Here is a 12,995-nt window from a genome sequence, read left to right on the forward strand (position 1 = left end):
TCAATGTCCCCGGTAGACGTCCGCTGCCGCCTCGACCCCTCCGGCGACCGGCACGGCGGCGCCGTAGCGGCGCAGCACCGCCTCGAGCGCCGAGAGGGTGGTGAGCACGGCGTCCTGCCGCGCGTTGTAGCCCATCGTCCCGATGCGCCACACGCGTCCGTGGAGCGGACCGAACGACGTGCCGATCTCGATGCCGAAGTCGGTCAGCAGCGCTGCGCGCGCCTCGTCGCAGGGCACTCCGTCGGGGATCTCGACGGCCACGACGTTGTTCATCTTGCGCGCGATGTCGCCGAAGACGGTGAGGCCGAGCGCCTGCACGCCGGCGAGCATCGCGGCGCCCGCGAGCCGGTGGCGCGCGATCACCTCGTCGCGCCCCTCGAGCAGCAGCACGCGGGCGCATTCGCGCGCCCCGTAGAGCATCGACGTCGCCTCGGTGTGGTGGTTGAGACGGCGCGGCCCCCAGTAGTCGAGGATCATGCCGAGGTCGAAGTAGTTCGACCGCACGAAGTCACTCGCGTCCGGATCGCCGGGCTCGCGGATGCCGGCTTCGATGCGCGCCCGCGACCGCACGACCTCGACGGCGCGCTCGCTGAGGGTGATGGGCGCCGATCCGCTCGGTCCGCCGAGGCACTTCTGCAGCCCGGCGGTGGCGGCATCCAGGCCCCAGTCGTCGGCGTCGAACTCGTTGCCGCCGAGCGAGGCGGTCGCGTCGGAGTAGAACAGCACCCCGTGCTTCGCGCAGATCGCGCCGATCTCGTCGAGCGGCTGGTTCATGGTCGTCGACGTGTCGCCCTGCACGAGCGCGAGCAGCGTGGGCTTGACCCGCACGACGGCCTCTTCGATCGCGGCGGGCGTGAAGACCTGCCCCCACTCGGTCTCGATCGTGTGCACCTCGGCGAGCGCGCGCTCCGCGATCTCGGCGAGCAGGTGCCCGAAGCGTCCGAAGATCGGCACGAGCACACGGTCGCCGGGCCGGACGAGCGAGACGATCGCCGCCTCGATGCCGGCGCGGCTCGTGCCGTCGACGAGCATCGTGGCGTCGTTGCGCGTGTTCCAGACCGCACGGTAGAGCTCCTGCGTCTCGGTCATCGTCCGCGTCATGAACGGGTCGTACTGGCCGACGAGCGCGGCCGACATCGCGGTGAGCACGCTGGGGTACGCCGAGATCGGCCCGGGGCCCATGAGCAGGCGAGCGGGCGGGTCGATGGGTCCGGGGATCTGAACGGTCGGGTTCGTCATGGCGTGTCCATCCGGGGGTCGAGGAGCGAGAACAGGCGGCGGGCGAGCCGCACGAGGGCGAGGTCGGTGCCGGCGCGCGAGACGAGGCAGACGCCGACGGGCGCCGGTCCCAGCGGCGACGGCACGGTGAGCAGGGGCACCGAGATCGCGGGGAGCCCGGCGACGGCGGCCGGCGTCGTCATCCGCAGTGTGTCACGGCGCAGCAGGTCGAGCGCCTCGCCGCCGGCGGTGCGCGCAGGTGCGGCTCCGGGGACGGTCGGCAGCAGCAGCACCGCGTCGTCGACGACGGCACGCAGGCGGTCGGCGAGAGGGGCGAGGGCGGCGCGCGCCCGCTTCTCGTCGTCGGGTGTCACGGCGGCGGCGGTGCGGAAGCGGTCGGCGACGGCGGCTCCCACCGCGCCGGGATGCTGCACGAGCCAGTCGCCGTTGTTGCGCCAGGCCTCCGCGCCCTGCACGGTGCGGAACGCGTCGAGGTAGGCGTCGAGGTCGCCGATCGACACGCGGCCGACCGAGACCGCGGCTCCCGTGGCCGTGACGCGGTCGAGCAGCTCGGCGAACGCGCGCCGGGTGGCGGGCTCGGCGGCCGCGAGGATCTCGTCGGGCACGAGGAGGCGCGTCGGCAGCTCGTCGTCCGGCTCGCCGTGCACGCTCTCGGTCGACTCCGAGCCGGCGTACCCGAGGCACCACTCGGCGACGCGCTCGAGCGTCGATCCGTCGCGGGTCAGCCATCCGACGGTGTCGAAGCTCTGCGCGAGGGGCAGCATGCCCTGCCGGGGCACAAGGTCGTGCGTGGTCCGCAAGCCCCAGAGCCCCTGGTACGAGGCGGGTACCCGCACCGATCCGGCGGTGTCGGTGGCGAGGGCGACATCGGCATGCCCGGCCGCGACGGCGGATGCCGGCCCGCTCGACGAGCCGCCCGGGAGCGCTCCGGGCAGCGCGGCGTTCGGCGGCGTGCCGTAGTGGGTGTTGTCTCCGGCGACGGAGTAGGCGAACTCGTCGGTGCGCGCGATGCCGCGCAGCGACGCTCCGCCGCGCAACAGGTCGCCGACCGCGGGCGCCGTGGTCGTCTCGGCGCGGGCCGAGGCGAGGAACGTCGGGTTGCCCGCCCCGATGCGGTAGCCGCGGATCGCGAAGAGGTCTTTGACGGCGACGGTCAGCCCGGCCAGCGGACCTTCCCAGGCGCCCTGGTAGAGCGGGTCGCCCACGGTGCGCCAGATCGACCGGTCGAACGCCTGCGGCCGCGGGGTCACGTGTGCGGCGGTGATGAGCCAGCGACCGTCGATGCGCTGCCAGAGCTGGGTCTGCAGGCCGGTGCCACCTGCGGCGTAGCGGGAGACCGAGATCAGCAGAGCGACGTCAGGGGCGAGCGGCCGGTACTCGATCCGTTCGATCTCGCGCGCCGCGACCCCGCCGCGCGCCCCGCGGAATGCGCTGATCGCATCGTGGCCGACGAGCAGGCCCCCGGCATCCGCCCGCATCGTGCCGGCTCCGGGGGCGAACGCGGCGTCGAGCGCCGCGAGGTCGTTCTCGACGATGGCGCGCTCGTAGTCGGCGAACGCCGCCGCGAGATCGGCGGGCATGCCGCCGGCCGGGGCGCCGTCGTTCGGCGCATCGCCGTGGGCGCGACCGGTCACGACGCGTCCTCGCCGACGGCGACGAGAGTGCCGCCGCGCGAGAGCAGCCGCCCGCCCGGAACGCCCGCGGCATCCATGGCATCGGCAACATCGACGCCGGCCTCGAACACGACCTCGCCTCGGAGCCAGGTGCGGCGCACCCGTCCCGTCAGCACGCGGCCGTCGTAGGCCGAGATCGGGTTGCGGTGACGCAGCTCGCGCGCGTCGACGCGGACGACGTCGTCGGGGGCGAAGACGGCGAGGTGCGCGGGCGCGCCCACGGCGATGCGCCCGACGGCGAGGCCCGCGACGACAGCGGGTCCTGTCGTGAACAGCGGCAGGATCGTCTCGAGCGGGATGCCGCGCTCGCGCGCCTCGGTCCAGACCGCCGACAGCCCGACCTGCAGTCCGGAGATGCCGCCCCAGGCGAGCCCGAAGTCGCCGTCGCCTGCGCGCTTGAGGTCGACGGTCGAGGGCGAGTGGTCGCTGACGATCGCGTCGATCGTGCCATCGACGATGCCCTCCCACAGGAGGTCGCGGTTCGAGGCCTCGCGGATGGGCGGGCAGCACTTGAACTCGGACGCGCCGTCGGGGATCTCCTCGGCGATGATCGTGAGGTAGTGCGGGCAGGTCTCGACCGTGAGGTCGATTCCGTCCGCGCGGGCCGCACGGATGGCGGGCAGTGACCGGGCGTCGCTCAGGTGCAGGATGTGCGCCCGGCCGCCGGTCGCGCGCGCGGCCTCGATGACGGCGTCGATCGCCGACGCCTCGCTCGTCGCCGGGCGCGACGCGAGAAAGGCGTCGTATCCGCGGCCGAGCGCGCCGTCGGCACCGAGCAGCTCGGGGTCCTCGGCGTGCACGATGAGCCGCGAGCCGAGCGCCGCGATCTCGCCCATGGCCTGGCGCAGCTGAGCACGGTCGAGGTGTCCGAACTCGTCGACGCCCGACGGCGCGAGGAAGCACTTGAACCCGTAGACGCCGGCCTCGTGCAGGGGGCCGAGCTCCCCCAGGTTCTCGGGCACCGCCCCGCCCCAGAACCCGACGTCGACGTGCGCGGATGCCGCGGCGGCGGCACGCTTGACCTCCAGTGCGCCGGCGGTCGTGGTCGGCGGGATGGAGTTCAGCGGCATGTCGACGATCGTCGTGACACCGCCCGCCGCCGCGGCCCGCGTCGCCGAGCCGAAGCCCTCCCACTCGGTGCGTCCGGGCTCGTTGACGTGCACGTGCGAGTCGACGAGCCCGGGCAGCAGCACAGCGTCGGCGGCGACGCGCACCTCGGCGGCGTCGGCGACGGCGGCGTCCTCGTCGAGCATCGCGACGACGAGGCCGTTCTCGACGACGACGGCTGCGGGGACGAAGGCCGTGCCGTCGAAGACGCGGCCGGCGCGCACGACGAAGCGGGACGGGGACGATGCGGTCACGAGATCTCCGGGCGGGGTCGGGGGCGAGGAACGACGGCGGGCGCGCGATGCGCAGAGCCCGATGTCAATATAAAGCTATGGGTTAACGCAGCCGCGGCGGTTACCCCGATGTAACGCTCTCGTGACGACGCGGCGGGGCGGCGTACTCCTCGCGCTTGCTCGTCCCCACCCGCATCCGCACCATCGCCGACGCGAGCCCGACCGCCGCGCCGACCCCGTCGACCACGGGAACGCCGACGCGCTCCGTCAGGGCGTGGCAGAGATCGGCCATCCCGGCGCAGCCGAGCACGATGACGTCGGCCCCGCCCGCCACCTCGGCGGCGCACAGCGCCGCGATGCGCTCGAAGGCATCCGACCCGGTGTCCTCGAGATCGAGCACCGGGATGCCGGAGGCGACCAGCGAGGCGCAAGCCGACGTCATCCCGTAGCGGGCGAGCAGATCGCGCGCCCGGCCGAGCGTCCGGCCGAGCGTCGTGACCACGGCGAACCGACGACCGGACAGGGTCGCGACGTGCATCGCGGCCTCGGCGATGCCGATGACGGGAACGTCGACGAGCTCGCGCGCGGCGTCGAGTCCCGGGTCGCCGAAGCACGCGATGACGTACGCGTCGCTTCCGCCGACGGCGAGGTCGGCCTCGATGATGTCGACGACCGAGCGGGCGGCGGTGATCTCGTCGAGATGGCTCTCGATCGCGGCCGCGCCGTCGGTCGGATGCGCGGCGACTACCTCGACCCCGGGCCCGGCGACCTCCCGGGCGGCGACGGCGATCTTGTCCGTCATCGCCCGGGAGGTGTTGGGGTTGATCAGCGTGATCCTCACGCGGCGCCCTCCGGCGCGGACTCGGGCAGGGTGCCGTCCGAGATGCCCTCGGTCTCGCCCGCGAACGTCGGGACCTGCGGGTCGAGCCGCTCGAACACCACGAACGCGGCGAACGCGAGGCCGCATCCGATGAACCAGGTGAAGTTCCCGATCCACGAGACGTCGAACAGCCCCATGTCGGCGAACGTCTTGGGCAGGATCGCGAGCAGGATCGTCGGGATGCCGGCCACGAGGAGCGTCTTCATCGCGTTCGGGTTGTACCCCTTGCGGTACCAGTACGCCCCGATCTCGCTCATCGTGAACATGTCATCGGTGCGGATCCGCTGCTTGGCCGCGATGTAGTACCCCGCGACCAGCAGGCCGAACAGCGGGCCGATGAGGGCCGCGAGGATGCCGAGGGAGTAGTGGATGGCGGTGGCGTCGGAGTACCAGTTCCAGGGCGTGAGGAACACCGATCCGACCGCGGCGATCATGCCGCCCATGCGCCACGAGATCTTCTGGGGCGCGACGTTGGAGAAGTCGAAGGCGGGCGCGATGAAGTTGGCGACGATGTTGATGCCGACCGTCGCGGTGACGAAGGTCAGCCCGCCGAGCAGGATCGCGAAGGGGGTGTCGATCGCCTCGACGGTGTGGATGGGGTCGAGGAGCAGCTCGCCGAACACCGGCACGGTCGCGGCGGCGGTGAGCACGGTCAGGATCGAGAAGAACAGGAAGTTCACCGGAAGGCCCCAGAAGTTGCCCTTCTTGACCTGGCTGAACGAACGGCCGTACCGCGCGAAGTCGCCGAAGTTGAGCATCGGGCCGGCGAAGTATGCCACCACGATGCCGACCGCCATGGCCATGAGGCCGAGGGTGCCCCAGAGGTCGTGCGGCGCCGCCGCCGGGTCGGAGAGGTTCAGGTCGATGTTCTCCCAGCCGGCCTGGCTCACGAGGTACACCGCGAGCACGATCATCACGACGTAGACGGCGGGGCCGGCCCAGTCGATGAAGCGGCGGATGACCTCCATGCCGTTCCAGAACAGCGCGACCTGGGCGACCCAGAGGATCGAGAAGGAGATCCACCCGAGCGCCGAGAGCCCGAGGAAGCCCACGTCGAGCAGCGCCGCGGAGCCGGGGATGAACTTCAGGAAGATGATGTTCAGCGACTGCGCCGCCAGGAAGGTCTGCACGCCGTACCAGGCGATCGCGATGATGCCCCGGATGATCGCGGGGATGTTCGCGCCGCGCACCCCGAAGATGGCGCGGTTCACCACGGGATAGGGCACGCCCGTCTTCTGACTGGGCTTGGCGACCATGTTCGCGAAGACCTGCACGATCACGATGCCGACGACGAGAGCCACGAGCACCTGCCATGCGGCGATGCCGAGCGCGAAGAGCGACCCCGCCGTGACGTAGCCGCCGACCGAGTGCACGTCCGACATCCAGAAGGCGAAGATGTTGTACCAGGTCCACCTCTGCTTGCGGAGCGGGGCGAGATCCTCGTTCGACAGTCGGGGGTCGTAGCCCCGATCGGGAACCGTCGTCTCGGCGGGCAGGATGTTCGGAGGAGCGGTCATGGCGTCGGAACCTTCCAGGAGGGGATCTGGAAAGTGAAGCTATGGGTTAATCGATCCCGGCGGGTTTCGCTGATGTAACGACGGTGTGAAGTTGGAGCTTCACAGCGGTCGCGCTCGGACGCCGCCGCAGCCCGTTTAGACTCGGCGGCATGTCAGAGCTCGCGCTGGGGACCGGGACCGAGGTGGGCGTCCGGCTGCGCGAGCTTCGGCGGCAGCGAGGGATGTCGGCACGTGCCGTCGCCGCCGCGCTGGGCATCAGCCCCAGCGCGGTGTCGCAGATCGAGCGCGGCGTGCTGCAGCCGAGCGTCTCGCGGCTGCTCGCCATCACCGACGCCCTCGGCGTGCCCCTCGCCGCCGTCTTCGAGAGCGGTGGCGAGGCCCCCGCCGCTGCGCTCGCGGCGGAGATCGACGGATTCTCGCTGGTCCGCGCCGCCCAGGCCACGACGGTCGAGCTCGGCGACGGAGTGACCTTCCGCCGCCTGTCCCCCGGACCGAGCCCGGGAATCGACTACTTCCAGTCGACCTATCCGCCCGGGTCGTCGGCCCACCGCGACACCGACCTCTTCCGGCACGACGGGTACGAGGTCGGCACCATGCTCTCGGGCGAGCTGACGATCGATTTCACCGATGAGCGGGTCGTGCTGCGTCCCGGCGACACGATCAGCTACCCGTGCTCGCGACCGCACCGCATCCACAACGACGGCGACGAGACCGCCGTCGCGACCTGGCTGATCGTCCACGGGCCCGCGTGAGCTCGGTCGGACGCCGGCGCGCGCGAGGCGCCAGGGTCTCAGCGCCCCGTCGCGCCGTCGACCGGCCCCGTCGACCCGACGACCGTGAGCCACGTCGCGACCGCGACGCTGTCGGTGCGGTTCGCGACGCGGTGCGGTCGGGATGCCGCGAACGAGAGCGACTCGCCCGGGCCGAGCTCGACCTCGCCGTCGGCGAACTCGAAGGTGAGCGTCCCCGTCACGACGAGCCCGCTCTCGTAGCCTGCGTGGACGAGGAGGCCGCCGTCGGCGCTCGAGCTCGCGCCCGGCGGGTAGGTCGACTCGAAGTGCTCCACGCCACTGATGGGCACGGGCGTCAGCCGCCGGTAGGTGACGCCGCCGCCGAGGTGCGCCGTGGTCTCGGTGCCGACGCGGGCGACGAAGACGCCGGGGACGGGCTCGTTCAGCTCGCCGGGGGCATCGGCATCGGGGATCACCGCGACGGCGTGATCGTCGAAGATGACCGACACCGGAGCGCCCAGCACCCCGACGAGCTCGACGAGCCGGTGAACCGACGGCTGCATCGCACCCGTCTCGATCTGCGACAGGGCGCTCGCCGAGATGCCCATCTCCTGCGCGACCGAGGCGAGCGAGCGCCCCGTCCGGGTGCGCAGCGCCCGCAGGCGGCGCCCGATCGACGCGGGAAGGTCGGGCTCGGCGCGCTGCGGTTCCACGGCACGATGATATGTAACGCAGGAGAAACGCGGTGACAGTACCGTGACGCGCATGCACCTCGACGAGTTCCACGCCCTCAGCGCGGACGATGCCCGACGCGTCGTCGCCGTCTGGGCCCCCATCCCCCGCTGGGTCGAGACCCTGGTCGCCGGGCGGCCGTACCGCGACGTCGCGGAGCTGGGCGCCCGGGCGCGGGCCGAGTCGGCGCACTGGAACGAGGACGACCTCGATGCCGCGCTCGCGCATCATCCGCGCATCGGCGCCCGCGTCGACGAGCCGGGTGCCGAGGGCGACGCGTCGCGATCCGAGCAGGCCGCGATGCGGTCGGCATCCGATGACGACGCCGCCGCGATCGCGGCGGGCAATCGGCGCTACGAGGAGCGGTTCGACCGTGTCTTCCTCATCCGGGCGGCCGGCCGGACCCCGGGCGAGATGCGCGCCGAGCTCGAGCGGCGCCTCGGCAACGACGACCGCGCCGAGACGGCCGAGGCCCTCGGCCAGCTGGCCGAGATCGCGCTGCTCCGCCTGTCGCAGACCGTCACCGCGGAGGCGCCGGCATGACCCACCTGACCACTCATGTGCTGGACGCGGCGACCGGCACTCCCGCTGTCGACGTGGCGATCGAGCTCGCCGACGCCCGCGGAGCCGTCATCGCGACGGGCTCGACCGATGCCGACGGACGGCTCGCGCTCGGGCCCGACCGGCTCGAGCCGGGAATCTACGCGCTGACGTTCGACACGGGCGGGCACTTCGCCCGGTCCGGCACCGCGACCTTCTACCCGTCGGCGACCGTCAGCTTCACCGTCGGCGACGAGCCCCACCTGCACGTGCCGCTGCTGCTGAGCCCGTTCGCGTACTCGACCTACCGCGGCAGCTGAACCCCGCGCTCACGCACCTTAAGCGCTGGCTTAACAAGGTCGTTACACGGCCTTCACCTCGCGAGCGATCGGAAACCGTTGAATGACGGCAGTCCTCTGCACCGCCGTCCTCCTCCGATCGGAACCCCATGCGCGCACGTTCACCCCGCGTCGTCCTCCTGGCCGCCGTCTCCCTCGCCGCCCTCGTCCTCGCCGGCTGCAGCTCCGCCGGCGACGACGCCGCGGGCGATGACGGCGTCGAGACCGTCAAGGTCGGCACCCTGCGCGGCCAGCCGCACTTCTACCAGCCGTTCCTCTACGCCGACCACGCCGTCGACGGCGTCGAGTTCGAGGTCGTGACGCTCGACACCACCCCGGCACTCTCCGACGCGCTCGTCTCGGGCAGCATCGACTTCGCGATCACCGGCGTCACCCCGACCATCTCGTCGATCTCGCAGAACCGCGACCTGCGCATCGTCGCGAGCGCCGCCGACGGCGGGTCGGGCTTCATCGGCAACGGCGAGACCTCCCTCGCCGAGCTCGCGGGCTCGCAGATCGGCATCGTCCAGGGCTCGGCGCAGGAGGTCGCGCTGCGACTGCTCATCGACGAGGCCGGCATGTCACCCGACGACTTCGAGCTCACCCCGATCCCCGTCCCCGAGATGGCTTCGGCCTTCGCGAGCGGCGACATCGACGCCTTCATGGGAGTCGAGATCGGCGTCTCGATCGCGAAGGCCGCCGGCGGCACCGAGGTCGTCGACCCCTACTCCACCCCCATCGGGCGCGTGAACATCGGACTCGTCACGACCGGCGAGCTGATCGAGGAGAACCCCGAGCTGGTGCAGCGAGTCGTCGACACCCACGCCGCGACGACGGCCTACATGGCCGACAACATCGAGGAGTGGCTGCCCGGCATGGTCGAGGAGTTCGGCGGCGACGAGGAGGTCCTCACCTCGGCGCTCGAGAACTTCTGGCTGCGGTCGGACCTCTCGGACGAGTACGTCGGCCAGCTCGAGGCCCTCGCCGGAGCCATGGCCTCGATCGGCCTGATCACCTCGACGCCGACCGCCGACACGATCGTCGACACGAGCTTCGCCGACTGACCCGCGGGGAGAAGCACCATGACCGACACCGTCCCGTCCGGGCGCACCGACGACGCAGCCGTCGTCGCCGGTGCGCCGGCGAGCGCACCGGCGCACCGGCGCCGCCCGCCGGCACGCCGACCCAACCAGCGGGCAGCTCTCTACCGGTTCCTGCTCGGCCTGCCGGTGCCGTTCCTCTTCGTCGTCCTGTGGCAGATCGGCCGCGACCAGGAGTGGGAGATCCCGCTCATCGGCATCCGGATGGCGTTCCTGCCGACGCCCGCCGAGGTCGTGACGTCGCTGTGGGACTACGGGTTCGGCGGCGTGAACGACGACGCCTTCTCGGGGGACCTCTGGGTCAACCTCGGCACGTCGGCGCTGCGCGTGCTGGTCGGCTTCGCGATCGCCGCGGCCATCGCGATCCCCCTCGGGATCGTCATGGGCCGCTCGTACACGATGGACGGCCTCTTCGACCCCTTCATCAACCTCTTCCGCCCCATCCCGGCGACGGCGTGGGTCCCGCTGGTCGGGCTGCTGATCGGCTGGGGCGACCAGGCGACGATCTTCCTCATCGCCCTCTCGGCGTTCTTCCCGATCGTGCTGGGAGCCATCAGCGGGTCGAAGGAGGTGCCGCAGCGGCTGGTCGAAGCCGGTCGGATGCTGGGCGCCCGGCGCAGCGAGATCCTGACGCAGGTGGTCGTCCCCGCATCGGCGCCGTCGATCATGAACGGCCTGCGGGTCGGCCTCGGCATCGCCTGGGTCGTGCTCGTGCTCGGCGAGTCGGTGGGGGTGAACGTCGGCCTCGGGTCGGCCATCATCCTCGCCCGCGACGTCGTGCGCACCGACATGGTCGTCGTGGGGATGGTGACGATCGGCGCCGCCGGCTTCCTCTCCGACCGCATCCTCGTCGGGGTCTTCCGTCTCGCGACGCGCGGCCGACCCCTCATCAAGTGACTGGAGCGACGATGACCGACATCATCTCCCCCGCGGCGGATCTCGCCGCCGACACCTCGGCCTCCGTCGAGATCGTGGATCTGGGCAAGCGCTACGGTCCCGAATGGGCGGGCACCCAGGCCGTCGCCGGCGTCGACCTGAGCATCGCCTCGGGCGAGTTCGTCGCGATCGTCGGGGCCTCCGGATGCGGCAAGAGCACGGTGCTGCGCATCCTCGCCGGCTTCGAGGAAGCAAGCAGCGGCTCGGTCTCGGTCGGCGGCGCCCCGGTCACGCGTCCCGGGCCGGATCGCGGAGTGGTCTTCCAGGACTACGGGCTGTTCCCGTGGCTCACCGTGCGCGAGAACATCGCGTACGGCCCCCGGCGCCGGCGCCTCCCCCGTGCGCGGGTGAACGAGCTGGTCGACCGCTTCCTCGCAGCCGTCGGGCTGACCCGGTTCGCGGCCAAGTACCCGGGGCAGTTGTCGGGCGGGATGCAGCAGCGCGTCGCGATCGCACGCGTGCTGGCCAACGAGCCCCGCGTGCTGCTCATGGATGAGCCGTTCGGCGCCCTCGACGCGCTGACGCGTTCCGACCTGCAGGCCGAGCTCAAGCGCATCCACCTCGAGACGCGCACGACCGTCGTCTTCATCACCCACTCGATCGAGGAGGCCGTCTTCCTCGCCGACCGGGTCGTCGTGATGACCGGTGGCGCGTCGCACGGGGTGCCGGGGCACATCAGTCGCATCGTCGAGATCGACCTGCCCCCGCAGCGCGACATCCTCTCGCCGGCGTTCACCGAGTACAAGCGCATCATCTCCGACCTCGTGCACGAGCCGGTGGCGGCGGCATGAAGGTCATCGTGATCGGCGCCGGCGTCGGCGGTACGAGCGCCGGCATCGCCCTGCAGCGGCTCGGCCACGACGTCGTCGTCTACGACCGGATGCGCGAGAACCGGCCGGTCGGCGCGGCGCTGTCGCTCTGGTCGAACGGCGTGAAGGTGCTCAACTGGCTGGGAGTGGGGCCGGAGGTCGCGGCGCTCGGCGGTGCGCTCGACCACATGGCCTACCGCGACGGCATCACGGGCGAGGAGCTGTGCCGGTTCTCGCTCGCGCCGGTCGAACAGCAGACCGGGCAGCGCGCGTACCCCGTCGCACGCGCAGACCTGCAGAACCTGCTGATGGAGCGGTTCGGCACCGACCGGATCCGGCTCGGCATGCAGCTCGTCGGCATCGACGACGACGGCACGACCGTCACCGCGACGTTCGCCGACGGCACCACCGATACCGCCGACATGCTCATCGGCGCCGACGGCGCCCGGTCGTTCACGCGCGACTACGTCACCGGCGCCGACGAGCCGCCGATCGAGCGGACGTACGCCGGGTACACGAACTACAACGGACTCGTCGCGTTCGACGGACGCATCGGGCCCGACGACCAGTGGACCACCTACGTCGCCGAGGGCAAGCGGGCGGCCGTCATGCCGATCGCCGGCGGACGTTTCTACTACTGGTTCGACATCCCGCGCCCCTCCGGCGAGGACGGCGACGCCCTCGCCGAGCTGCACGAGGCGTTCGCGCACTGGGCCCCCGGCACGCGGGCGCTGATCGAGGCGATCGAACGCGAGGGCTCGCTGAACCGCGTCGAGATCTGGGACATCGACCCCTTCGACACCTGGACCCGCGGACGCGTCGCGATCCTCGGAGACGCGGCGCACAACACGACGCCCGACATCGGACAGGGCGCATGCTCGGCGCTGGAGGACGCCTTCGCCCTCGGCATCGCGGTCGCGACCGACACCGTGTCGGTCGAAGACACGCTGCGGCGCTATGCCGCGTCGCGCGTCGAGCGGGCCGGTGACCTCGTGCTGCGGGCCCGCGCCCGCGCGGCCGAGACGCACGGCGCCGACCCGGAGGTCACCGCGAATTGGTATCGGGGCCTGCGCGGCACCGACGGGGCCGGCATCATCCGCGGCATCGTGGGCAACATCGCGGGCAGCCCGATCAACCTGGGGGCCGGCGTGCTCTGACGG

Annotated in this window: 13 protein-coding genes; 7 read left to right on the forward strand and 6 right to left on the reverse strand. The window is 71.9% G+C overall.

All coding sequences use genetic code 11. The features are described 5' to 3' along the window. From CBF90_RS00835 to CBF90_RS00855, 5 genes are all read right to left on the reverse strand, one after another. Positions 1 to 1,239 (reverse strand): alanine--glyoxylate aminotransferase family protein, encoded by a 1,239-nt coding sequence (locus CBF90_RS00835; RefSeq protein ID WP_088379671.1) that lies wholly within the window; start codon positions 1,237 to 1,239, stop codon positions 1 to 3. After that, positions 1,236 to 2,873, reverse strand: coding sequence for an AtzH-like domain-containing protein (locus CBF90_RS00840; RefSeq protein ID WP_023953159.1), 1,638 nt, complete (start codon positions 2,871 to 2,873; stop codon positions 1,236 to 1,238). The genes CBF90_RS00835 and CBF90_RS00840 overlap by 4 nt, the downstream gene beginning before the upstream one ends. Continuing rightward, a complete protein-coding gene (gene allB, locus CBF90_RS00845) occupies positions 2,870 to 4,273 on the reverse strand; it encodes an allantoinase AllB (RefSeq protein WP_242435552.1) in 1,404 nt (467 codons plus the stop codon). The genes CBF90_RS00840 and allB overlap by 4 nt, the downstream gene beginning before the upstream one ends. 100 nt (positions 4,274 to 4,373) lie before the next feature. Continuing rightward, positions 4,374 to 5,093 carry an aspartate/glutamate racemase family protein gene (locus tag CBF90_RS00850; RefSeq protein ID WP_023953163.1) on the reverse strand — a complete coding sequence of 240 codons (720 nt, stop codon included), beginning with the start codon at positions 5,091 to 5,093 and terminating at the stop codon, positions 4,374 to 4,376. Continuing rightward, on the reverse strand, positions 5,090 to 6,649 hold the full coding sequence (locus CBF90_RS00855; RefSeq protein WP_088379672.1) for an NCS1 family nucleobase:cation symporter-1: 1,560 nt from the start codon (positions 6,647 to 6,649) through the stop codon (positions 5,090 to 5,092). The genes CBF90_RS00850 and CBF90_RS00855 overlap by 4 nt, the downstream gene beginning before the upstream one ends. A gap of 149 nt (positions 6,650 to 6,798) precedes the next feature. Between CBF90_RS00855 and CBF90_RS00860 the strand changes: the two genes are divergently transcribed. Beyond that, positions 6,799 to 7,401 carry a helix-turn-helix domain-containing protein gene (locus CBF90_RS00860; RefSeq protein ID WP_023953167.1) on the forward strand — a complete coding sequence of 201 codons (603 nt, stop codon included), beginning with the start codon at positions 6,799 to 6,801 and terminating at the stop codon, positions 7,399 to 7,401. 38 nt (positions 7,402 to 7,439) lie between these two features. On the opposite strand, the gene CBF90_RS00865 is transcribed toward CBF90_RS00860, so the two are convergent. Further along, complete coding sequence (locus CBF90_RS00865) at positions 7,440 to 8,093, reverse strand: helix-turn-helix domain-containing protein (RefSeq protein WP_023953168.1); 654 nt, start codon at positions 8,091 to 8,093, stop codon at positions 7,440 to 7,442. Positions 8,094 to 8,145: 52 nt separating this feature from the next. Between CBF90_RS00865 and uraD the strand changes: the two genes are divergently transcribed. From uraD to hpxO, 6 genes are all read left to right on the forward strand, one after another. Further along, a complete protein-coding gene (uraD, locus tag CBF90_RS00870; RefSeq protein ID WP_088379870.1) occupies positions 8,146 to 8,655 on the forward strand; it encodes a 2-oxo-4-hydroxy-4-carboxy-5-ureidoimidazoline decarboxylase in 510 nt (169 codons plus the stop codon). Beyond that, the gene (gene uraH, locus CBF90_RS00875; protein ID WP_088379673.1) at positions 8,652 to 8,972 is read left to right on the forward strand and encodes a hydroxyisourate hydrolase; all 321 of its coding nucleotides are present in this window, start codon (positions 8,652 to 8,654) and stop codon (positions 8,970 to 8,972) included. The genes uraD and uraH overlap by 4 nt, the downstream gene beginning before the upstream one ends. Positions 8,973 to 9,100: 128 nt before the next feature. Further along, positions 9,101 to 10,054 (forward strand): ABC transporter substrate-binding protein, encoded by a 954-nt coding sequence (locus CBF90_RS00880; RefSeq protein ID WP_088379674.1) that lies wholly within the window; start codon positions 9,101 to 9,103, stop codon positions 10,052 to 10,054. 18 nt (positions 10,055 to 10,072) lie between these two features. After that, on the forward strand, positions 10,073 to 10,987 hold the full coding sequence (locus tag CBF90_RS00885; RefSeq protein ID WP_088379675.1) for an ABC transporter permease: 915 nt from the start codon (positions 10,073 to 10,075) through the stop codon (positions 10,985 to 10,987). An 11-nt stretch (positions 10,988 to 10,998) separates the two neighbouring features. Next, positions 10,999 to 11,817: an ABC transporter ATP-binding protein gene (locus CBF90_RS00890; RefSeq protein WP_137749766.1), complete on the forward strand. Its 819-nt coding sequence runs from the start codon at positions 10,999 to 11,001 to the stop codon at positions 11,815 to 11,817. After that, positions 11,814 to 12,992 (forward strand): FAD-dependent urate hydroxylase HpxO, encoded by a 1,179-nt coding sequence (gene hpxO, locus CBF90_RS00895; RefSeq protein WP_088379676.1) that lies wholly within the window; start codon positions 11,814 to 11,816, stop codon positions 12,990 to 12,992. The genes CBF90_RS00890 and hpxO overlap by 4 nt, the downstream gene beginning before the upstream one ends. The last annotated feature ends 3 nt before the right edge of the window (positions 12,993 to 12,995 follow it).

Source organism: Microbacterium sp. AISO3 (genome assembly GCF_002204305.1).
GTDB lineage: Bacteria > Actinomycetota > Actinomycetes > Actinomycetales > Microbacteriaceae > Microbacterium > Microbacterium arborescens.